At 50.0% G+C, this 20,536-nt stretch carries 17 protein-coding genes and 1 pseudogene; 13 read left to right on the top strand and 5 right to left on the bottom strand.

Annotated elements, in window-relative coordinates:
- On the top strand, nucleotides 1–459 hold the full coding sequence (locus tag COW20_21220; GenBank protein PIW45221.1) for a hypothetical protein: 459 nt from the start codon (nucleotides 1–3) through the stop codon (nucleotides 457–459).
- Nucleotides 460–568: 109 nt separating this feature from the next.
- Here the strand turns inward: COW20_21220 and COW20_21225 are convergent, their stop codons facing one another.
- Nucleotides 569–1,117 carry a glutathione peroxidase gene (locus COW20_21225; GenBank protein PIW45222.1) on the bottom strand — a complete coding sequence of 183 codons (549 nt, stop codon included), beginning with the start codon at nucleotides 1,115–1,117 and terminating at the stop codon, nucleotides 569–571.
- 110 nt (nucleotides 1,118–1,227) lie between these two features.
- Here COW20_21225 and COW20_21230 point away from each other — a divergent pair, with 110 nt between their 5' ends.
- Nucleotides 1,228–1,662: a MarR family transcriptional regulator gene (locus COW20_21230; protein PIW45223.1), complete on the top strand. Its 435-nt coding sequence runs from the start codon at nucleotides 1,228–1,230 to the stop codon at nucleotides 1,660–1,662.
- 6 nt (nucleotides 1,663–1,668) lie between these two features.
- On the opposite strand, the gene COW20_21235 is transcribed toward COW20_21230, so the two are convergent.
- Genes COW20_21235 through COW20_21245 form a run of 3 tightly spaced genes read right to left on the bottom strand, consistent with a single transcriptional unit; the run spans nucleotide 1,669 to nucleotide 5,078 of the window.
- Nucleotides 1,669–2,493: a short-chain dehydrogenase/reductase gene (locus tag COW20_21235; GenBank protein ID PIW45224.1), complete on the bottom strand. Its 825-nt coding sequence runs from the start codon at nucleotides 2,491–2,493 to the stop codon at nucleotides 1,669–1,671.
- Between the two features lie 13 nt (nucleotides 2,494–2,506).
- Complete coding sequence (locus COW20_21240; GenBank protein ID PIW45225.1) at nucleotides 2,507–3,688, bottom strand: hypothetical protein; 1,182 nt, start codon at nucleotides 3,686–3,688, stop codon at nucleotides 2,507–2,509.
- Nucleotides 3,648–5,078: a hypothetical protein gene (locus COW20_21245; protein PIW45226.1), complete on the bottom strand. Its 1,431-nt coding sequence runs from the start codon at nucleotides 5,076–5,078 to the stop codon at nucleotides 3,648–3,650. The genes COW20_21240 and COW20_21245 overlap by 41 nt, the downstream gene beginning before the upstream one ends.
- 223 nt (nucleotides 5,079–5,301) lie before the next feature.
- Here COW20_21245 and COW20_21250 point away from each other — a divergent pair, with 223 nt between their 5' ends.
- The 8 genes from COW20_21250 to COW20_21285 all read left to right on the top strand — a co-directional run bounded on the left by COW20_21250 (nucleotide 5,302) and on the right by COW20_21285 (nucleotide 17,291).
- A complete protein-coding gene (locus COW20_21250; protein PIW45227.1) occupies nucleotides 5,302–6,300 on the top strand; it encodes a hypothetical protein in 999 nt (332 codons plus the stop codon).
- Nucleotides 6,258–7,586: a hypothetical protein gene (locus tag COW20_21255; protein ID PIW45228.1), complete on the top strand. Its 1,329-nt coding sequence runs from the start codon at nucleotides 6,258–6,260 to the stop codon at nucleotides 7,584–7,586. The genes COW20_21250 and COW20_21255 overlap by 43 nt, the downstream gene beginning before the upstream one ends.
- On the top strand, nucleotides 7,583–10,039 hold the full coding sequence (gene hrpB, locus COW20_21260; protein ID PIW45229.1) for an ATP-dependent helicase HrpB: 2,457 nt from the start codon (nucleotides 7,583–7,585) through the stop codon (nucleotides 10,037–10,039). The genes COW20_21255 and hrpB overlap by 4 nt, the downstream gene beginning before the upstream one ends.
- Before the next feature lie 207 nt (nucleotides 10,040–10,246).
- Nucleotides 10,247–10,585 carry a transcriptional regulator gene (locus COW20_21265; protein PIW45262.1) on the top strand — a complete coding sequence of 113 codons (339 nt, stop codon included), beginning with the start codon at nucleotides 10,247–10,249 and terminating at the stop codon, nucleotides 10,583–10,585.
- A 46-nt stretch (nucleotides 10,586–10,631) separates the two neighbouring features.
- Nucleotides 10,632–12,161 carry a leucyl aminopeptidase gene (locus COW20_21270; protein PIW45230.1) on the top strand — a complete coding sequence of 510 codons (1,530 nt, stop codon included), beginning with the start codon at nucleotides 10,632–10,634 and terminating at the stop codon, nucleotides 12,159–12,161.
- Nucleotides 12,162–12,176: 15 nt separating this feature from the next.
- Nucleotides 12,177–12,584, top strand: coding sequence for a hypothetical protein (locus COW20_21275; protein ID PIW45231.1), 408 nt, complete (start codon nucleotides 12,177–12,179; stop codon nucleotides 12,582–12,584).
- Nucleotides 12,577–15,345, top strand: coding sequence for a hypothetical protein (locus COW20_21280; GenBank protein ID PIW45232.1), 2,769 nt, complete (start codon nucleotides 12,577–12,579; stop codon nucleotides 15,343–15,345). Before COW20_21275 ends, COW20_21280 begins: the two co-directional genes overlap by 8 nt.
- Nucleotides 15,336–17,291, top strand: a complete 1,956-nt coding sequence (locus COW20_21285) for a hypothetical protein (GenBank protein ID PIW45233.1) — start codon at nucleotides 15,336–15,338, stop codon at nucleotides 17,289–17,291. Before COW20_21280 ends, COW20_21285 begins: the two co-directional genes overlap by 10 nt.
- Nucleotides 17,292–17,381: 90 nt before the next feature.
- On the opposite strand, the gene COW20_21290 is transcribed toward COW20_21285, so the two are convergent.
- Nucleotides 17,382–18,935 (bottom strand): sodium-independent anion transporter, encoded by a 1,554-nt coding sequence (locus tag COW20_21290; GenBank protein ID PIW45234.1) that lies wholly within the window; start codon nucleotides 18,933–18,935, stop codon nucleotides 17,382–17,384.
- Between the two features lie 370 nt (nucleotides 18,936–19,305).
- Between COW20_21290 and COW20_21295 the strand changes: the two genes are divergently transcribed.
- The 3 genes and pseudogenes from COW20_21295 to COW20_21305 all read left to right on the top strand — a co-directional run bounded on the left by COW20_21295 (nucleotide 19,306) and on the right by COW20_21305 (nucleotide 20,525).
- Complete coding sequence (locus COW20_21295) at nucleotides 19,306–19,743, top strand: hypothetical protein (protein ID PIW45235.1); 438 nt, start codon at nucleotides 19,306–19,308, stop codon at nucleotides 19,741–19,743.
- Entirely contained in the window at nucleotides 19,595–20,134 is a 540-nt protein-coding gene (locus tag COW20_21300; protein ID PIW45236.1) for a hypothetical protein, read from the top strand. Before COW20_21295 ends, COW20_21300 begins: the two co-directional genes overlap by 149 nt.
- Before the next feature lie 10 nt (nucleotides 20,135–20,144).
- A pseudogene (locus COW20_21305) lies at nucleotides 20,145–20,525 on the top strand (low molecular weight phosphatase family protein).
- The last annotated feature ends 11 nt before the right edge of the window (nucleotides 20,526–20,536 follow it).

Consider the following 20,536-nt stretch of genomic DNA (forward strand, 5'->3'; position numbering starts at 1 on the left):
GTGGTAAGTTTTGATGAAGACAAAGGGAGAGAGAATATGCAAGCGAGTCTGATCAAACATCTCAATAATCGTTTTATTTCTTATCATGATTGGATTAGGGGCCTATCCTCAGAGGATTTAAAGGCTAAACTGCCGGTGAAAAAAAACAAATCTCTGGGTGAGCACTTCTGGTGTCTGATTGGTGCGCGGGAGTCCTATACCCGTGCGCTGCAGGCAGGGGTTTGGGTGGGTTTTGACTGCTCCTTGGAATCGATAGAGAGCCCTGAAAAGATCCAAGCCAAGCTTGAAAGCTCAGCTCAGACCTTTCATCAGGTACTTGCTGCTGTCGACGACTGGAGTGAAGCACGGCAGGAGATTCTCTTGCAGTTGCTGGAGCACGAAACCATGCATGAAGGTCAAATGATTCGTCAAATGTTGGCCTTGGAACTGAAGCTTCCTAAATCAGTAAAATGGGCTTAGTCGGTCGGCCAGATCATGAATCAACACCTCATCAGAGCGGGACTGCTGCTGGGGCTTTGGCTGGGAAGCAGTGCTTGGGCAGAAGGCGGTCCGGTAGATTCTCCAGGATTTAAGCAGCGAGCAAAGCCTCAATCTGGCTGATTACCCGCTCGTCTTTGGCGGTGATATCTGGAAAAAACCGGGCCACAATCTGGCCTTCGGCATTGAGCAGGAATTTTTCAAAATTCCAGTGAATTTCATGGGGCTCGCCCGTGATCAGGCCCTTGCTGCTGAGCAGGGTTTCAAACTGACCGTTTTCATTTTTAATTGCTTCGGGCTGACCTTCTGTCAGGGCTTTGTAAAGCGGGTGTTGGCCTTCGCCCTTAACCACGATTTTTTGATGGATGGGAAAGCCCACACCATAGTTCAGGCTGCAGAAGCTCTGAATTTCTTCATTGCTGCCAGGTTCCTGAGCGAGAAATTCATTGGCGGGAAACCCCATAATTTCAAGCCCTTGGGCATGGTATTTTTCATACAGCGCTTGGAGCCCTGTGTATTGAGGCGTTAATCCACATTTCGAGGCCACGTTGACAACCAGGGTGGCCTTGGCCTGAAAATCTTTCAGGGTTTTTTCTTCGCCCTGTTTGTCTTTGAAGGGAATGGTTTGCAGATTGCTCATCTTGAAACTCCTGTGTAAATGGGTTAAAAATTATTTTGTGTACAAACTAATTATACGATAAACTATTTTGTATGCAAAGTATTTGCGTTAAAATGAAAAAGGAGAACGCCATGCACGAAGACAGCCTCAAACTTGAAAATCAATTGTGTCACCGCCTGTACACGGCTTCAAATGCCATGACACGGGCCTATCGTCCGCTCTTGAGCGAATTGGATCTGACGTATCCGCAATATTTGGTCATGCTCGCCCTTTGGCAAAAAGATCAAATCCAGGTCAATCGTTTGATTGAGTTGACTTTGATTGATGGGGGATCCTTGACGCAAATTCTGGCCAAGCTGCAGGAAAAAGAGTTGCTGAAAAGTCGCACCGCCTCTGATGACCGCCGCAAGCGTCTGCTGTGTCTCACGCCCAAGGGGCAGGCTTTGAAACAGGCCGCTTTAAAAATTCCCGGACTGATGCTCTGCAAACTCAAATCGCTTTCACTGAAAGAGTTTCAGACCCTGATTGAGCTGATAGATAAACTCAATCAGGATCTTGAGATTTGAGATCTGCTATTTCAGCATGCCGAACAGGGCCTGATCGTAGATTCTGTCGCCAAAAATCTTGCGCAGCAGGATCATCGGGCGAGCCATTTTGCCTGCCACATAGCGCGTTTTCGGGCGTTTGGCCTGAATGGCCTGGGCAATCGTTTCTGCGATCAAGTGGGCAGGTGAAGCTGCATTGGGCTTTTGATAGGATTCCTGTGTCATTTTCGCCATGGTCTTTGCCATTTTGGCATAGGGCCCCTGGCCTGAGCGCTCCAACAGGGGTTCTGACATGACCTCACCAAATTCTGTGGCAATCACTCCGGGTTCAATAATCACCACGTCAATGCCAAAGGGTTTTAACTCAATCCGCAGGCAATCGCTCCAGCCTTCAAGGGCATGTTTGCTGGCGTGGTACCAGGCTCCCAGGGGGAAATAGATTTTTCCCCCCATCGAGGAGATATTGATAATTCTACCTGCGCCCTGTTTGCGCATGTGTGGGATCACGGCTTGGGTCAAACGGGCAAGGCCAAAATTATTCACTTCAAACTGGCGCTTGGCCTCTTCTATGCTGGTCTCTTCGACCGAGCCATAGCTGCCATAGCCCGCATTGTTGATCAGTACGTCAATCCGTCCTTCTTGGGCCATGATCTGTTCAACAGCGGCTTTGACCTGGTCTGCATCGGTCACGTCCATTTTGAGCGGATGCCCCCCCGCTTGCTCTAATTCCTGCATCAGTTCAACACGACGGGCTGCGCCATAGACGGTATAGCCTGCCTGCAGCAGGTGCAGGGCGGTGACTTTGCCCATGCCTGAGGAGGCTCCGGTAATCAAAACAACTTTCTTTGACATCTTGTAGACCTTTTTATTTTTTTTCGCGTTCGCGTTTGTGAACCTGATCCAGTACCTGGGGCTTTAAAAGCTTGCCCAAACCCAGTTTCTCCATTTTTAAAACCAACTGATCGTGAGAAATATTCAGCGCTTTGGCAGTTTTTTCCAAATGCCAGAGCTGGGCATCCAATTGTTCGAGTAGCCAGGCCTGCTCGCTCTGCTGCCGCGAAAGCCTGCAGGTTTTGAGATAGGCCAAACGGCCCTGGCTGTCACAGATAAACTCCCCCAAATGGGTCTGATCGCCAAAGGGGGGGCTCAGCTCTGAGATAAAACGGTGGAGATGATAGGGGCCTACTCCCTGAACCTCTTGGCTGCGAATGGGTGTTTCCAGCAGTCCGTTGGCCATCCAGGTTTGAAATGCGCTGATCTCGCCTCGCAAGCTTTGAAGTTCAACCCGCAGATCTTCAAAGCTCTGGGCCTGGCTGTCACCTTCGGCCTGCAATTCGGGGAGTTTGCCAGGGAAGCGGCTATAGTACCAGAAGATCTCGCCATAGAGATCCTCTAAAAAACTGCTGTGCAAGGCCTGGTAATCCTGGGCTGAAGGGCAAACCTGAATCGCGGCCAGCAGGTCTCCCACGAAAAGCATCATGCCAATTTGCTGGGGGTAGCGTTCAAACAGCCGCAGGGCATCGCGAAAACCGTCGATTCCCCAGCCACTCAGCATCCAGGTGCTGCGGGGCAAGAGGCCTTTGGAAATGGCTGAACGGCTGTAAGTGTCGCGCCAGTCGATTTTGGGGACATTGAAAAACTGGTGAAGATAGCTTTCGATGCCCAGGTGCTGGGGCAAAAAACGCAATTGGCGGGTGCCCCGTTTTTTCGCCATGCGTTCAAATTGCGCGACAGGTGCATGTTTCCAGCGCTTGCCATCCTGATTTTTTTTGCGGATCTGTGTGCCACTTACGCAATCGGGAACGCCGTCGGGGCGCCAGTGCAGCACGTAACTGTGGGGGATATAGGAGAAATAATTGAGATCATCGTCTACCTCGACCACACTCAGATCCGCGCTGTTGCGCTCTCGAAACAGGCGTAAATCCTCAATCGGCTTTTCACGCAAGAGGGGCACAAGCCGGATACCGTTCCAAATTTGCCCAGGTGCGCAGGAAATACCACTGAGATTAAAGTGTTGCGCCAGTTGTGTCTGATTCCACTGTGGCATGGGCGGCCCTCCTGAGGTAGATTTTAAAATCGGCAAGCGAAATTTGCCCCGTGGCAAAACGTCCCATGATCCAGAGCAGGGCGATCTGCTCCCCGCTGTGCAGGCCCAGCATGGGCAGTTCCGGGCTGAGCGCTGAGGGGCCAAAATCTTCGGGGTTCAGTGTGGGGTTAAAATGCAGCATAAAGGGCCGTTTGCCTGCCCATGGGGCTTGGCTGAGCTGGGTGAGCAACCAGTGAACTCCGCCTGCCGGGTCATTTTCGGCCCCATCCGAGATCAGCACTACTTCTTGGGGTTGCCAGGCCAAGGCCTCCAACAGGGGAGAAGCCAGAGATGTCTGACCTTTGGCTTCAACCAGGAGTGGGTGCTCGGGGGGGTGAATCCAAAACAGGCGGTAGTTTTCGCTCAAGCCTGCGAGCAGATAATGGGCACTCAGCCCGGCAATCAGGGGGCGCAGCCAGGATTCCCGACTGCCCCGACTGGATTGACTGTTGTCGAGAACCAATGCCAGTTTGGGCAGACGCAGCCAACTGGGGATAAAGCGTTGCCGACAGCGATCCACGAGGCTTTCTAATTCTGACAGACGGGCCTTGCGCTCATGCAGGGGCAGCGAGAGAATATATGCCAGCAGGCGGGTCAAACTGAGTTTTTCAGGGTTCAGCTCCAGCTTGAGCTTTTCTTGGTGGGCCTGGGTCTGCAGGCGCAGTTTTTCCTGGGCCGTCATTTGGGGAGCCAGGCGTTCGAGCAGTTGGGCCCGGCTGAGATTAAAGCGGGGAGCAAGCCCTTCGGCGACTGTCAGGGGCAACAGACTCAGAGCCTGTGCGCTGTAATGGGCCTGGCGAAAGTTTTCGAGCAGGGGGGTCTCAAACTTTTTCAATTGCCAGTGGCGATCCTGTAAAAAAATATGTTCTTCGGCAGGCAGCGGCAGGTGCCAGTGGCGGCTGATGATCCGCAGCAGACGGCGGTATTTTACGCAGTCAAAAACCCAGTTATTCCGCCAGGCCAGCCAGGCTTTGAGCGTGGCACGGCTGCGGCGATTGTTGACGCGGGCTTCGGCCAAGCCGGCAAAGAGCTTATACACCCGATGTACGGGCATTTTGCGCAGGGCCCGCTGAATTTGAGCCTGTTCAAACGCTTGTTGGGCGCGATTCGGTGTGGGGTGAGCCAAAAGCATGTGAATAATGCGTTGTTGGTTGTGGTGGTTGATTTCCTGGGCCAGGGCCGAGGCGTAGAGATCGCGATAATTGGCGCAGATATACACATGCAGAAAATCAAGCGCTGCTTTTTGTGCGCTGGCGCTGGAATAGTATACATTTTGGCTGGTTCCGCTCAGACAGGCACTGAGAAAGAGCAGAATATCTGCTGCTTCGACCTGGGCCGTATATTGCGCCATGCCCTACTCTCCACTCTCATTGAATAGGCCCGGGACAAATGCACAAGGAGACAGACAGTGGTCGTTACAAAGCGAGTTGCGGAAGTCCCCCTGAAGTTCCACGGGCCTGAACAGAATTGTAGCATTCTGACAGAATTTCTTGTCTTTGGGTCTGAGAATGTCTGTATTTCTGGTTCAATTCAGGCGAATTTACTTTCTGTGCCGAAGCCATTATACTGAAAACATGATCGCTTCAAACAATCCTCTCCAACCTGGTTCTTTTCCTGTGCCCGCTGCCCCCAAGCCCGCTGTAAAACAGGCTTTGTTGGCTGCTGAGCAAACGCAGGCTCCTGCTTCTGTGCCTGATACGCTTCAGACCCGCCCGTTGGCGCAATCGGCCCAGAAAATGCCCACCCTTTCACTGGTGGAAACCGCTGGACCCAAGCTGGGGTTGAAAGCTTCTGAACCCCAACACAGCAAGAACCCTTGGAAAATTACCTCGATGCATGTCAATGCGGGGTATATTGTCAAAAATGATATCCTGCACACTGGGCCGATGCAGATTCAGAATCCGGGCACAGGCACCGATCTCACCATCACCGGTCTGGAGCAGAAAGAGCGCACCAGCTTTGAATATCTGCAAATCAAAAAAGGTCAGCGTTTTGCCCCCGATGAGCCCCAGTTTAATCTGGGCGTGAATCTGGGCTTTGAGAATAAGTTCGGCTTGGAACTCGACCTCAAGCACAATAAAATCACGGCGGCAGGCTATGATCAGGTGGTGCATTTTGAAGGCCAGATGAACGGCGAAGAAGTCAACACCGATGCCCCGCTCAATACCTATCTGCGTCAGCATGAGCAGACCTTTGGCAATATGGAAATTTCGCTGCTGGGCACCCGCAGTTTCGACCTTCCCGCCCCAGCCAACCACCGTTTCTCTTTTATTACCAAGGCCGGCCCCAGCCTGCAAACCAGCACCACCCGAACGGCTTTGCTCAATCCCCAAGGGGAATTTGAGCAGACGACTTCTCCCCTGGGGGTTGCCGGTTATGGCTTTGAGCTTGAAAATGCCCTGCGCTATGAACTGGGCCCCAAAGCAGGGCGTTTGGGCCTTGAAGTGGGCCATGCCTTTTCCTATCTGAATTATGCCCGTTATTCGACCGTGGGGGGCGGCACCGGCAGTCATGATGCGCTGGCCAGCCAATGGACCGTCAAATTAACCAAGACCATTCCCTTCAAGAAATAACCCCTGAAACAGCTCCGATTGCGGTGATTGGCTTTTCGCATGCGGCTTTTCATACGGTCTGCCGTTTGGCCGAACAAGGACAACGCGTTCAGTTTTTGGTCAACCAGTCGGAATTGCACCAGGTGCCCACCCTGCCCGCAGGGGTTGAGCTTTCACCCCGACCGCATTTGCATCCCGCTGAATTGCCTGAGGATTTACGCAATTGTGAGCGGGCTGTGGTGGCCAGTGACAACGAACAGTTTAATCTGCATACCACCATGATGCTCAATGCCCGTTACCCCCAGATGCGGATTGTCACCCGTCTGTTTAATCTGGCTTTGGGTCAGGAGATTGAAAGTCGTTTTCCCCATGTGCGTGTCTTGAGTGTTTCTGAATTGGCCGCCCCCTATTTTGTCGCTGCGGCCTTTGTCGATCATGTTCAGGAGGCCTGGCACGATCAGGAGCATCTGATGGCCCGTGTGGGTGCAGACAGCAGTGAAAAGACTCTTTGTATTCAGGTTGAAGATTTTCCGGCTCCCCAAAGCCTGGCCTCGATGGGGGCTGCTGCTGTGCGTCACAAACCGGATCTTCTTTTTTGGGCCGTTCTGGTGGGTTTGCTGGGCGTGATTGCGAGTGGCACCCTGTTTTTTTCCCTGCGTCATGGCATGCCCCTGGGGGATGCCCTCTATTTTGTGGTCACTACCCTGACCACCACGGGCTATGGGGATTACAGTCTGCGTGATTACCCCTTTTCTGCCAAACTGGCGGGCATGTCGCTGATGCTGGCAGGGGCCAGTCTTTTTGCGATTCTCTATGCCCTGCTCACGGATAAACTCTTCAGCCTGCGCCTGGATGCCCTGATGGGACGGCGGCAGGTCAAAGCTTCGGGCCATGTGATTGTCTGTGGGGCTGGGGATGTGGGGGTGCGTTTGGTCGAATGTCTGCGTTTGACCCAGGCCGAAACTGTGGTGGTAGAGCACAATTCAGAAGGCCGTTTCAACCAGCGGATTCGCGATTTGCATTATCCGCTCTTGATTGCCGATGCCACACTTGAAGAAACCCTGATTCGGGCTGGGGTGAAAAGGGCGCGCACTTTGATTTGTGCAACCCATCAGGATTTGGTCAATATTGAAATTGCCCTCAATGCCCGTGCCCTCAACCCTGCGATTCGGATTGTGGTGCGGATTTATGAGCGCGATTTTGCCGAACATATGCGCGAGCATTTTGGTATTGACGTGGCGCTCAGTTCTTCGGCGCTGGCCTCGCATGCCTTTGCCCGTGAGGCCATGAAAGATATCGAAATATGAATTTGAATGCACTTTTACCTGAACTGGGCTTGCAATTGGAAACTTCTCTCTGTGTGATTCTTGAAGCCCCTCCTGGAACCGGCAAAACCACCACAGTACCCCCCGCGCTTTTAAACGCGCCCTGGTTGGCTGGGCAGAAAATTCTGATGCTCGAACCGCGCCGCTTGGCTGCCAAATCTGCTGCCCGTTATATGGCCCAGCAAAGATCTGAGCAGGTGGGGCAAAGTGTGGGCTACCGTGTACGCATGGAAACCCGGGTCAGCGCCCAGACCCGGATTGAAGTCGTCACCGAGGGGGTTTTGACCCGCATGCTCCAATCCGACCCCGCTTTAGAGGGGGTTGGGCTGGTGATCTTTGATGAGTTTCACGAGCGCAGCTTGCAGGCCGACTTGGGCCTTGCTCTCTGCCGTGAGAGCCAGCAGGTGCTGCGGGAGGACTTGCGTCTTTTGATTATGTCGGCCACCCTGCCCGAGCGTTTGGCGGGTCTTTTGGGCGATGTGCCCGTTTTGCGGGCCGGGGGTGTGACCCATCCTGTCAGTTTGCGCTATGCTCCCCCCCCTTTGGGAGGCGATGAGCTGGCCCATGCTGCTGGGGTGATACGTCAGGCCCTGCGTGAAGAAGCGGGAAGTCTTCTGGTTTTTTTGCCGGGTTCAGGCGAAATCCGACGCCTGGCTGAACGTTTGGGTGATTTGCCTGCCAACTGCCAGGTGACACCGCTCTATGGTGATTTAGCGCCTATAGAGCAGGACCGTGCGATTCAACCCGCTCCTGCTGGGCAGCGAAAAATCGTACTGGCGACCAATATTGCTGAGACCAGTCTGACGATTGAAGGCATTCGGGGCGTGATCGATCTGGGCCAAGAGCGCACGCCTGTCTTTGATCCCATCAGTGGCATGACCCGTTTAACCACCCGTCGGATTTCACGGGCATCAGCCCTTCAGCGCCAGGGCCGGGCAGGGCGACTGGAACCCGGTTTTTGTATTCGGCTTTGGCAGGAATCGGATACAGCACGTCTCTTGCCCGAGATTGAACCTGAAATTCTCAGTGCCGATTTGGCTCCCTTGGTGTTGGAACTGGCGCAGTGGGGCTGTTCGGATCCCTTTCAACTGGCCTGGCTGGATCCCCCACCGTCTGTGCCTTGGGAACAGGCCCAAAGTCTGCTTCAGGCCTTGGGGGCACTGGATGCCAAAGGCCTGATGACCTCCCATGGCAAAGCGCTTGTTGGTCTGCCCCTGCACCCCCGTTTGGGGCATATGGTGCTGAAAGCCCGTGAACAGAATTTAGGCGGTTTGGCCTGTACCCTGGCCGCTCTGCTCTCAGAACGCGATATTTTCAAGGGGGCAGCCAGTCGTGATGCAGATTTGGGCTCCCGTTTGCAAGCCTTGAGCCGGGGGCGGGCAGGCCGTCAGGAGGCGATTCAAAAAGCTGCAGCCCAGGTGGGTGAAAAATTGGGGCTCAAGCCAGCATTTCACCCGATTGAAGAACTGGGACTGCTGATTGGTCTGGCTTATCCCGAGCGTCTGGCACAAAGACGGGGCGAAAGCGCACGTTATCGTCTGGCCAACGGTCGGGGGGCTGTTTTACCTGAAGGTGATTTTCTGGCCCGTGAACCCCTGCTGGCGATTGCCCAGCTCGATGGTCATCCGCGCGAAGCCAAAATCTTTCTGGCGGCGGCCCTCAGCCCCGAACAGCTTGAGCTTTTAAGTGAAGCTCAAACGGAAACCGGCCTGGAAGTCAGTTTTAATCAGCAGACAGGTTCAGTTCAGGCTTGGCGGGTCACCCGCTATGGGGCCTTGGTGCTTAAAAAAGAGCGGATTCAGAACCCCGATGCCGATACCTTGGCTTTGGCTTTGTTGGAAGGCGTGCGTCAAAAGGGAATCGCCAAACTGCCTTGGAGCGAGAACCAGTTGGAACTGCGCGAGCGGGTGGCTTTTTTGCATCGCCACCAACCTCAGGACTGGCCAGATCTGAGCGATGATGCACTGAAGTCTGCTTTGAAGGATTGGCTTTTGCCTTTTCTCACGGGCTTGAAACGCCTGGAGGCGATTACCCCAGCGCTTTTGCAGCAGGCTTTGGAATACTATTTGGGCTATGAAAAGCTCGCGCTTTTGGATTCCTGGGCTCCCAGTCATTGGCCTGTACCCAGTGGTTCGCGTATCCGGCTGGATTACTCTGGAGAAGAGCCTGTCTTGGCTGCGCGCTTGCAGGAGCTTTTTGGTATGCTGGATACCCCCAAAATTTTAGGTGGCAGGGCGCCTCTATTAATTCATCTGCTTTCACCGGCCCGCCGCCCAGTGCAGGTCACGCGTGATCTTGCCAGTTTCTGGCGGGAGACCTATCCTGAGGTTAAAAAAGAACTCAAGGGCCGTTATCCCAAGCATTACTGGCCCGAGGATCCGCTTCAGGCCGAGGCTGTGCGAGGAATTAAGCGTAAGCCCGAGCCAAAGGCCTGATTCGCGCTTGAAAATCTCGGCTATACACGCTGAGAGCCCCTTCCCGCAATGCTGTTTCAGTTTAGTCTGCTTGGGGGCCGGGGGCAATGGGGCTGTAGGAGGGGTATTATTGAGGTCTTTAATTTGTAAACTCTTTCGAATATTCGAATCTTCTAATATACTTAAGCCATGTTCTTGATTTAGGAGTTTCCTATGACCATCACGCAAATGCGCATTTTTAAAGCCGAATTTTTCAAAGCTTTGGCCAATCCTGTGCGCAAAAGATCGAGAATCGAAATGCGCACAGGCGAGAAAAGCGTCAATGATCTGGCGGCTTCGATTCAGATTGAACAGGCGGGTGTGTCTCAGCATCTTGCTATTTTAAGGGCCAAACACCTGGTCAAAAACCGCAAAAAAGGCAACAGTGTCTATTATTCGATTGCCGATCCCGCGATTTTCGTGCTTTTGGATGATGCTGCCCGAATTTTTAAAAACAACCTGATCGATTTACAGGGGCTGGTCAGCCCTGCTGAAAATCCCTCAATGATGCCTGCTCCGAATGAATGAAACAGTCAGGGGTCTGTGCTCAGGTCTCTGCTGAAAGAAGGAAAGTATAACAGTGGAAGTTCAAATTGTATCAAAAGCTTTGCATGAAGCTGAAACCGAAATTTTGGTTCTGACGATTTTCCAGGATACCCTGCGCAATTTGGGGTATTTGAGTGAACTGGATCAGAAATTGAACGGCAAGCTCAGCCGCATGATTGAAAGCAAAGAAATTCAAGGGAAGTACCGCGAGTTTACGATTCTGCATCTGGATGGGCCAGGCCCCAAACGGCTTTTGGTAATGGGCTTGGGCCAGCAAAAAGACTTTTCAATTGACAGAGTTCGTTCGATTGCTGCCAATTCAGCCCGCTATGCCCGCCGGATCCGGGTCTCTGAAATTGCCATTCATGATTTTTCAGAATATGCAGTTTCCCCCCATGACTGTGCTTCGGCTTTGATTGAGGGCGTCTTGATGGGCATGTACCGTTTTGATAAATACAAAACTCAAAAGAAAAATTCAGAGAAAAAATTAAAGAAGATCAAAATTATCGCGAGTGAAGGCGCACAGATTGAAGCTCTGCGTGTGGGGGCTGAAAAAGGTAAAAACCTGGCTGAAAGCACCAATTTTGTGCGCGATTTGGTCAATGAGCCCGCCAATTATCTAACCCCTGTGCGCTTTGCTGAATATGCGCAGGAAGTGGCTGAGGCCGAAGGGCTTGAAATTCAGATTCTGGGGCCCGAAGAGCTGGAGCGTGAAGGCATGGGTGCTTTTCTGGCTGTGGCCCGTGGTTCTGAAGAACCTCCACGTATGGTTGTCATGCGTTATCAGGGCAATCCAGGCGGCAAGACCCTGGGCCTGGTCGGCAAAGGCGTAACCTTTGATTCTGGCGGCTATGATATCAAACCCTCTCCTTCGATGCTGCGCATGCACGGCGATATGGCGGGTGCTGCTGCGACCTTGGGAGCCGTTCGGGCGATTGCCCATGAAAAATTGGCGCTGAATCTGGTGGCGGTCATGCCTTTGGCCGAAAATCTGATCAATGGCAGAGCCTATAAACCTTCTGATATTCTCACTTCGATGTCAGGCAAGACGATTGAAATGCTCAATACCGATGCCGAAGGCCGACTTCTGCTCTGTGATGCCCTGACCTATATTCAAAAATACCACCAACCCGATGTTTTGATTGATATCGCGACCTTGACCGGAGCCGCGATAGTCGCGCTGGGCAGAACCGTTTCGGCGGTTTTGAGCAATGATGACACACTCTATACTGACCTTTTCAAGGCAGGAGAGTATACCGGAGAACGCGTCTGGCGCTTGCCGCTCTATGAAGAGTATCGTTCGCAGCTGATTTCAGATGTGGCAGATATTGAAAGTGTGGGCGGGCGTTCTGCGGGAACGATTACGGCGGCGATGTTTTTGAAAGAATTTATTGATCCCGACCGGGCTTGGTTGCATTTGGATATTGCAGGAACCGCTGTGATGGAAGAAGAAATCGCACGTTATGTCAAAACCCCTTATATCCCCAAAGAAGGCGGCACGGGTACCGGCACACGCCTGCTATATACCTTTGCTGAAAACTTTGCCAGAAAGGCCTAAACGGGAACTTCAGCCATGCGTGATCTACCTCAAAAGACAGAATCTCCAGGTCTTTTGCCGCGCTTAAAAGTCGTGGGCCGTTGTTTAAGTTTGGCCTGTCCGCGTTGCGGTTGGCGTCCGATCGCGGGTTTGTTTTCCTTTCAAACCCGCTGTCCGGGTTGCGATTTGTTGATCGACAAGGGCAATGGCTTTTTATTGGGGGCTTTGCCAATTTCCTATGTGGTGTTTATCTTTGTCTGGCTTTTGCCGGTTTCGGCAGCCTGGATTATGAAAGCACTGACCTATCCTGTCGCTTTTGGGCTGATTGGGGTGGGAGCGGTGGTGATTCCTTTGCTGATTTACAATTATTGCAAACTGATTTCTCTTGCCCTCTATTATTTTTTCATGGTGGCGGAGTTGACTGAAACGTCTGAGAATGGCTGAATCTGTGAGCTTTGAGCTGGATTTAGACTGGGTAAGTCGTTATTTGCCCCATCAGGGTGCTTTGCAGCATTTTGTACACCATAATCCGCTGGCAGCATTTGAATCTCTGCCCTTTGAGGTGGCTTGCCAGCAAGCGCGTGAGCTCTACGGGGGATATTGTTTTTTAGAACAAAAACGCTATTTGGAATATCTTCAGCAGGGAAAGATCGCCTTGTCTGTTTTAGCGTCTGAATTAAGGGCTTGGTATTCTGAGCAGGAATCTCTTTCTGAGCAAGAATTACAGGCGCTTTTGCAGGTTTTTCTGAATCCCCCCCGTTTGAGCTTGAAAAATACGATTGAAAAAAAACTGTTACAGGAACCTCGCCAAGCGCTTCTCAGCGAGCTTAAAAGCCTGATCGCTGAAGTTGCAATTGCTGAGCCAATTTCTTCGACATTGACTTACCCCACCTATCGTGAGGTCATTCTTGCGCAAAAAGGGGTCGATATTGATACCCAGATCAATCCTTTGATGGCAAAATTTTTCAGTGCCTATGCTGATCCGGGCTGTGCTTATTGGAAAGTGGAGTATAAGCGAGAGGGTCTTTGGGCCTGTTTCCTTGAAAATTATCGCTCGCCTTATTTACTCGAAAATACCTTTGCCCGTATGCTTCACTTGGAATTGTTTCACTCTTCGGTTCAAGATCTTAATCCAGATCAGGCTTTGCTTTACTATCTTGAAGCCCTTCAGCTTCAACCTGAAAACTACAAAAAATACCTCTTGGCAATGGGGTTGCGTTTGCGCGGTTGGGCGGGTCTATTCAATCAGATGGAGCACGAGCCTGAGCAGCGTTTGGATGGTACTTCTTTTGTTTTGAAGGAGTTTCTCCTGGTCAAACTGGTGTTTGAGTATGTGGCCTGCAAGGCCTATCTTCCCCGTTTTGAAGAAAAAGTGCTTTTGTACCACCAGCTTGAACGGGCCAAGCAAAAGCAAGACGATCTGCAAGCCGAATGGCTTTATTTGAGTCTTCACTTTTTTGATTTGCATCTGGGGCCGGGCGAATGGCAGGCCTCTCCTACTGAGAAGAAAAGATGGCTGCATCTGTTGCGTGTTTTGCTTAAGGAACAGCGTAAATTAATTTACCAACGCGCCCTTGAGAAGACCTATGCCCTTGAGGTTCTTTCGGTTTTTAAGCAGGTGAAACAGCTTGAACAAACGGTTTCATCCCCTCCCGCTTTTCAATATATTACCTGTATCGATGATCGTGAAGAATCGTTGCGTCGTTATATTGAAGCCCAGGTGCCAGATTGTGAAACCTTTGGTGTGGCGGGTTATTTTGAAATGAATATGTATTTTCAAGCCCATAATGAAGTTCGTTCACGCAAACTCTGCCCGGGTGTGATTCAAGAAACTTTTCAGGTTCAACAGGTGAAAAAGAGCAAGGCTCAAGTTTCGCTCAGTCAAACCTATGCCAGAGTCTTCCGTAGCTATTCAACGCATTCCAAAATTTCATTTTTTGCTTATCTGATTACTGTGGTGACTGGTTTTCTCAGCGCGATTCCCTTTTTTATCAAGGTATTTTTGCCCTATTTAGATCTGGTTTTACGCCAATCGATACGTGCTTATTTTCTGCCAGAACAAGAGCTTGAAGATTTGATCTTTCATGAACAGGGCCAGGTATTGGGTTTGTCTTATGCTCAGGCCGCTGAAAAGGTTTATCAATTGCTGAAAACGATTGATTTACTTGAAAATTTCAGTGAATTTATCTATGTGGTGGGGCATGGCTCTTCAAGTATCAACAACCCCCATGAATATGCCTATAACTGTGGCGCCTGTGGCGGGGGAGAAGGACGGGCCAATGCCCGTGTTTTTGCGACACTTGCCAATACCCCTGAAGTACGAACTCTGCTCAAAGCCAATCATGCACTTGAGCTTCCCGAAACAACGATTTTTATCGCAGGGTATCATGATACCTGCCAGGACAGTTTGCTCTGGTCTGAACCGTCTTTAACCGCGCAGCAAAAGCAGCGCCACGCGCATTATGTCGCGAAAATGAATCGGGCCTTGAAATACAACGCTGCTGAGCGGGCACGTAAATTTTTTAATATTTCCAAGCGTCTGGGCATTTTAAGTGCGTTTAAACAGGTCTTCAAGCGTTCGAATGATTTGGCCGAGGCCCGACCGGAATACAACCATGCAACCCAGGCGCTTTGCGTGATTGGGCGGCGCAGCCTCAATCAACATATCTTTTTTGATCGCAGAGCTTTTCTCTGTTCCTATAATCCCGATTCGGATGATGGTTCTGTGCTTGCCAAAAGCATGGCAGCGGTCATGCCCGTCTGTGCGGGCATCAGTTTGGAATACTATTTCAGCAGTATGGATCCCGAAGTCTATGGCTGTGGCTCGAAACTGAGCCACAATATTACCTGTGATTATGCCGTGATGAGTGGCTTTGCCAGTGATCTTCGCTTGGGGCTTTCAAAACAGATGGTTGAAATTCACGACCCACGCAGAATTCTCTTTGTGATAGAAAGCGAACCCGAAATTGTACACGCAATTTTGTTGGAGAATCCACAACTCGAAAATCTTGTGAAAAACAGGTGGGTTTCTTTGCTTGTTTACCATGCGCGTACTGAAACCTTCTTTGGTTTTCAAAATCAGGGTTTTGTGCCGCTTGAAATTCCTGAAGCCGAATATTTGAGCTATGTTTGTTCAGAAAATATTCCCACTGATGCCAGCAACCTGATCCCCGTTGCTTTGTTGGAGAGACAACTATGCCCGTGAGCTATGCCCCTCTGTTTGGTGTTCCTCTGATTGTTTTGCCGCTTTTGATGTTTCTTTATGCCATTCTCGTGCGGGTTGTGAAGGTACGGAATTATTCCCGCTCGCTCAGCTTTTTGGCGATCTTGACCCAAATCTTGCTCTTTGCGTGTGCCTTGGGCACTTCGGCTTTTGTCGCCAGGCATGGAAACTATGACTTTTTACTTTTTAGCTGGATGCAAGATGCCAAACCTGTCTATCATCTGCAAATTCACCTTGAGCTTTCAACTTGTGTTTTCTTGCTCTTGGCGAGTTTTCTAAGTGGTGTGATCGGGCGTTTTTCGATCAGCTATTTGGCCTACGAAGAAGGCTATTACAAGTTTTTTATCAATTTCTATTTAATGCAATTGGCGCTCTATACGCTGATCTTAAGCGCTAATTTCTACTTTGTTTTGATTGCTTGGGAATTGCTTGGCTTGGCCTCAATCTTCCTGATCTCCTTTTATCAAGGCAGTCAAAAAACAGTAGACAATGCACTATTTGTATTGGGAATTTATAAATTTTGTGATTTGTTTTTAATTTTGGCGCTATTACTCTTTCAGCACGAACAACATGGCTTTATTCTTTCAAAAACTTCTCACCAGGCTTCCGTCTTTTTCCTTTGCGTGCTCTGTCTTGCCTCGATGGGAAAATCTGCTCTTTTTCCCTTTTCAAAATGGGTGCCTCGGGCCATGGAAGGGCCGACAACCTCCAGCGCGATCTTTTATGGGGCCTTGTCGATTCATGCTGGGGTGATTCTATTGGTCAAGTTTCGCGTCTTTTTTGAAGCCCATGTCTGGATTCATTTTCTGCTGTTTTGGATGGGCTTGCTTTCGGCTGTCTACGCCAGTTTGAAAAGCCGGATTCAAACCGATGTTAAATCGACATTGGCCTATGCCACGGTGGTGCAGGTCGGCCTGATCTATATGGAGTTTGCCTTGGGTTGGTATGAACTTGTTTTATTGCATACCGTTTCCAATGCGCTTTTGAAAACCTACCAATTTATTCGCACACCTTCCAATATTCACCATTTTCACCATCTTGAAAAAATGAATTACCATTTATTTGACCCCCATGGGTTGCATTTTGAAATGTTTTTGCCCCGTTCGACACGCATTTGGAGTTATAAACTGGTTTACCATAATTTTGGGCTGACCCTGGCTTGGCAGACGCTTTTAAAACCTCTGAAGCAGTTTCAGACTTTTCTGAACCACAAGCTGGAAGCGCTCACTGAGCGGTTGGTTCAAGTGCCGATTTTTCGCTCTCAAGCCCTGGTTTTGCTGATTGGGGGGAGTGGCGTATTGGGGTTGATCTGGCTGGAACGCCATGCCTTTATTCAGCAGTTGTATCTTTCCGGTGGTCTGCTTTTGGGGGCTTTGTTTTTTTCATTCTTGAGTTTGAAACACACAACCATTGAGCATTATCTTATCAAAATAAAATCCAGTTATTTTTGCGTTTCTGCAAGTGCGATCTTATTTTTTGGTAATCTAGAGCACTACAATGCGCTTTACTATTTTGGTCTCAACTTGATCTCTTTGTTCATTCTCGATTTCTTTATCAAGTATTTGTCCCGGCGTTTGGATCTTGACAGTCTTCAGGCCTATTTGGGTATTGGCAATCGCTATAAATATATCAGCATGATCGCGATTTCGATTCTGTTGATGCTGACGTTTACACCTGGATTTGCTTCTTTTATTGTTTTTGATGCTGTTTTAGAAGAAATATCTGAAAAATCAAAATTTATTATGATTTTCTTTTTGGCTGTCAATATATTGAATATGTATTCGTTTTTTAAGTTTATGTTTAAACTATTATTTGGTGAAACCCAGCAACATCTCAGTGAATACCCTGACTTTACGCCTTTTGAGCGTTTGAAGCTGGCGTTGTTGATCTTGCCCATGATTGCGGCGGGTTTATTGCCTTTTTTATAAGAAAGATCAAAAATACCATCGACGCGATAATAATCAAGGCTCTCAAGCGAAAGCAATGGTTATAGGCATATTTAACCCGTGTGAAAGAACTCAAACCTTGAGTGAAACTTCGCTCAAGGGGCCGGTTTTGACATTGACCTGAATCAGTCCCTCTGCTTTTTTGACCAGCTCACGGCATTCCTGACTGAGGTGGTAAAGATGCAGCTCTTTGCCCTGTTTCAGATATTTCTCGGTTAAGCTGTGTACCGCTTCAAGCCCTGAATGATCCATGATTCTTGAAGCTTCAAAGTCGATATAAATGGCCAGGGGATCGGCTTTGACATCAAAGGCTTCTAAAAAGTTTTGCACCGAAGCAAAAAACAGATAGCCTTTGATCTGGTAATGTTTGCCCCCCTCAGCGTCAAGAGAGGACTCGACCTGAATATATTCTGCTTTTTTCCAACTGAAGACCAGCGCCGAAACCACGATGCCTGCCAGAACCGCAGTAGCAAGATCCGTCAAAACAGTCACCCCAGAGACCAAAATCAAGACAAAGGCATCACTTTTGGGGATTTTGCCCAGAATGCGCAAACTTGACCATTCAAAGGTACCGATCACGACCATGAACATTACACCGACCAGTGCTGCCAGCGGGATTCGTGTCATCAGGGGGGCGGCAAACAAGATACAAGTTAAAAGTCCCAGCCCGGCGACGATACAAGCCAGTCGCCCCCGGCCTCCGGATTGAATATTGATCATGCTTTGACCAATCATGGCACACCCGCCCATGCCGCCAAAAAATCCTGTGATGATATTTGCGGTTCCCTGGGCCAGGCATTCGCGGTTGGTTTGGCCACGGGTTTCAGTAATTTCATCGATCAGGGCCAAGGTCATCAAAGATTCGATCAAACCAATAAAAGCCAGAATCAGAGAATAGGGCAGGATAATTTTCAGGGTCTCAAACGTCAATGGCACGGCTGGAATCTGAAATGCGGGCAGGGCAGCGTGTAAACTTTGTCCTTTGAGCATATCTGCGACCGTGGGGGTTTGGAGTTGAAAGAGGCCTACCCCCAGGCTGATCAGAACAATTGCGGCAAGAGAAGAGGGCACCGCGCGGGTCAGTTTGGGTAAAAAATGGGTAATGGCCATGGTCAGGGCAATCAGTGCCAGCATGGGGACTAAGATCTGGGGGGGGAGCCATTCCCCGTGCAGCCAACCCCAGTGACCTTCAGGGGTTTGGGTTTGCATTTGCGGAATTTGAGCCAACATAATCACGATGGCCAGACCATTGACAAACCCGAGCATGACCGGGTGGGGAATCATGCGCGAAAATTTACCCAGCTTGAAGAGGCCTGCCAGGATTTGGATTAGTCCCATCAGCACCACAGCGGCGAATAAATACTGTACGCCATGCGAAACCACCAGAGAAACCATGACCACGGCCAAGGCCCCGGTGGCGCCCGAAATCATACCCGGGCGGCCACTGAGCAGGCCCGCAATTAGGCTGACCATGAACGCCGCATAGAGACCCACCATGGGGTCTACCTTGGCGACAAAGGCAAAGGCAATTGCTTCGGGAATCAGGGCCAGTGCAACGGTTAAACCAGATAAGAGATCGGGTTTGAAATTTTGGGGGGAAAGATAAGCGCTTATTTTTTGCAACATTACGAGGTTAAACTTTCTTTTCATCAATAGAGGTATCAGACAGCTTTTTCAATCCATTTGGTTCAAAATAGGAGAATAATAAAAATCAATAATATTGCCTAAAATGAATGAAAACAGTAAATATTTAGATTAAAACATGCTTTGATTTAATCTTTTTTTGAATAGGTTTGAAATGGGGTGTGGGGAATCTTTTTTTTCATTGGAGCTCTCAGGTTAGCACAGCTCAGGCTGCGTTCGTAAGCCTTTCCAGCTTTTGCATCCGCTCGGCAACTAAAAATGTTTTTTGAGGGGGCGACGAAAGAATTGACGGAGGCCCTCTGTGATATTATATAATTCGATATATAGCGAAATATAAAAATGAGGCTCTCCGATGAAAAACCATCTCAGTTTGTATGTTTCCAATCTTGTGGCTTCGGCAGATTTTTACACCCGATTTTTAGGTGTGGAACCGGTTAAAATCAAAGCCGATTATGCCAAATTTGAGCTGCTCGACTCGGGCTTGGTACTTTCTCTGGTGCAGAACCCTGAGCGTGTCAACGCGGGATTTGGGCATGTCGGGTTTGTGGTCGAGAGTGCTGATGCTGTTCAGGCTTGGCAAACCCAAGCCGAGCAAAGGGGGGTTCAAATTGCCCTGATTGAGCAGCAGACCCGTTGCTGTTATGCCCTGCAAGACAAATTTTGGGTACATGACCCCGATGGGGTGCAATGGGAAGTGTATGCCTTCCATGAAGACAGCGAGTGGAATGATCCAGAATTCAGCTCTCAAGTGGTCAAGGAGCAGGCGCATGCCGTTTGCTGCTCCCAATAATCTTTTACAAAACACTCCCCTACAGAATCTTGAGTTTTTAACAAAAGCGCTGGCAGATCAAACCCGTCTGCGGATTTTGGCGCTGCTGAACAGCAGGGAACTTTGTGCCTGTCAGATTGTTGCCGTTTTTGAACTCGCAAATTCCACAATATCTAAGCATTTGGCGATTTTAAAACAGGCGGGATTGATTCAATCCCGTAAACAGGGCCGCTGGATCTATTTTTTTCTGCCCTCCCAACCTCGATCTGAAATTGCTGCGACCTTCCTCTGGTTGACGCAATTTTGGCAGAATGATCTCAGTTTAGAAGCTGATCAAATCAAGATTCAACAGATTTTGGAGCTGGATCCGGTTGCCCTCTGTCGTATTCAAAACGGAAAGGACTGTTGTTAGAAAGGTTTTTATGAAAAGTATTCTCTTTCTCTGTGTCGCCAATTCGGCCCGTAGCCAAATGGCCGAGGGCTTGGCCCGCCAAATCTTGGGGTCCGAGTACACGATTCAAAGCGCAGGCTCAAAGCCTTCATCTGTACATCCGCTGGCGATTCAGGCTATGTCTGAGTTGGGCATAGACACTGCTGTTCAGCGTTCAAAATCGGTTCAGGAGATCGACCTGAGCCAGGTCGATCTGGTCATTACCCTCTGCGCGGAAGAGGTCTGCCCGGTGGTTTCGGGGCCTTTGCAGCGCTTGCATTGGCCTTTGTCTGACCCGGCAGCCCCGGCGGAGAGCGAAGCTGCTCAATTGGCAAATTTTCGTATCATTCGCGAGCAGATCGCCGGGCGGCTGGCATTGCTGAA

The sequence above is a fragment of the bacterium (Candidatus Blackallbacteria) CG13_big_fil_rev_8_21_14_2_50_49_14 genome, from assembly GCA_002783405.1.
Taxonomy (GTDB): Bacteria; Cyanobacteriota; Sericytochromatia; order UBA7694; family UBA7694.

Excerpts from the sequence above, each read along its gene's own strand:
- COW20_21225 (PIW45222.1), bottom strand. The coding sequence starts at position 1,117 with ATGAGCAATCTGCAAACCATTCCCTTCAAAGACAAACAGGGCGAAGAA.
- COW20_21230 (PIW45223.1), top strand. The coding sequence starts at position 1,228 with ATGCACGAAGACAGCCTCAAACTTGAAAATCAATTGTGTCACCGCCTG.
- COW20_21235 (PIW45224.1), bottom strand. The coding sequence starts at position 2,493 with ATGTCAAAGAAAGTTGTTTTGATTACCGGAGCCTCCTCAGGCATGGGC.
- COW20_21240 (PIW45225.1), bottom strand. The coding sequence starts at position 3,688 with ATGCCACAGTGGAATCAGACACAACTGGCGCAACACTTTAATCTCAGT.
- COW20_21245 (PIW45226.1), bottom strand. The coding sequence starts at position 5,078 with ATGGCGCAATATACGGCCCAGGTCGAAGCAGCAGATATTCTGCTCTTT.
- COW20_21250 (PIW45227.1), top strand. The coding sequence starts at position 5,302 with ATGATCGCTTCAAACAATCCTCTCCAACCTGGTTCTTTTCCTGTGCCC.
- COW20_21255 (PIW45228.1), top strand. The coding sequence starts at position 6,258 with ATGGACCGTCAAATTAACCAAGACCATTCCCTTCAAGAAATAACCCCT.
- hrpB (PIW45229.1), top strand. The coding sequence starts at position 7,583 with ATGAATTTGAATGCACTTTTACCTGAACTGGGCTTGCAATTGGAAACT.
- COW20_21265 (PIW45262.1), top strand. The coding sequence starts at position 10,247 with ATGCGCATTTTTAAAGCCGAATTTTTCAAAGCTTTGGCCAATCCTGTG.
- COW20_21275 (PIW45231.1), top strand. The coding sequence starts at position 12,177 with ATGCGTGATCTACCTCAAAAGACAGAATCTCCAGGTCTTTTGCCGCGC.
- COW20_21280 (PIW45232.1), top strand. The coding sequence starts at position 12,577 with ATGGCTGAATCTGTGAGCTTTGAGCTGGATTTAGACTGGGTAAGTCGT.
- COW20_21285 (PIW45233.1), top strand. The coding sequence starts at position 15,336 with ATGCCCGTGAGCTATGCCCCTCTGTTTGGTGTTCCTCTGATTGTTTTG.
- COW20_21290 (PIW45234.1), bottom strand. The coding sequence starts at position 18,935 with ATGTTGCAAAAAATAAGCGCTTATCTTTCCCCCCAAAATTTCAAACCC.
- COW20_21295 (PIW45235.1), top strand. The coding sequence starts at position 19,306 with ATGAAAAACCATCTCAGTTTGTATGTTTCCAATCTTGTGGCTTCGGCA.
- COW20_21300 (PIW45236.1), top strand. The coding sequence starts at position 19,595 with ATGCCCTGCAAGACAAATTTTGGGTACATGACCCCGATGGGGTGCAAT.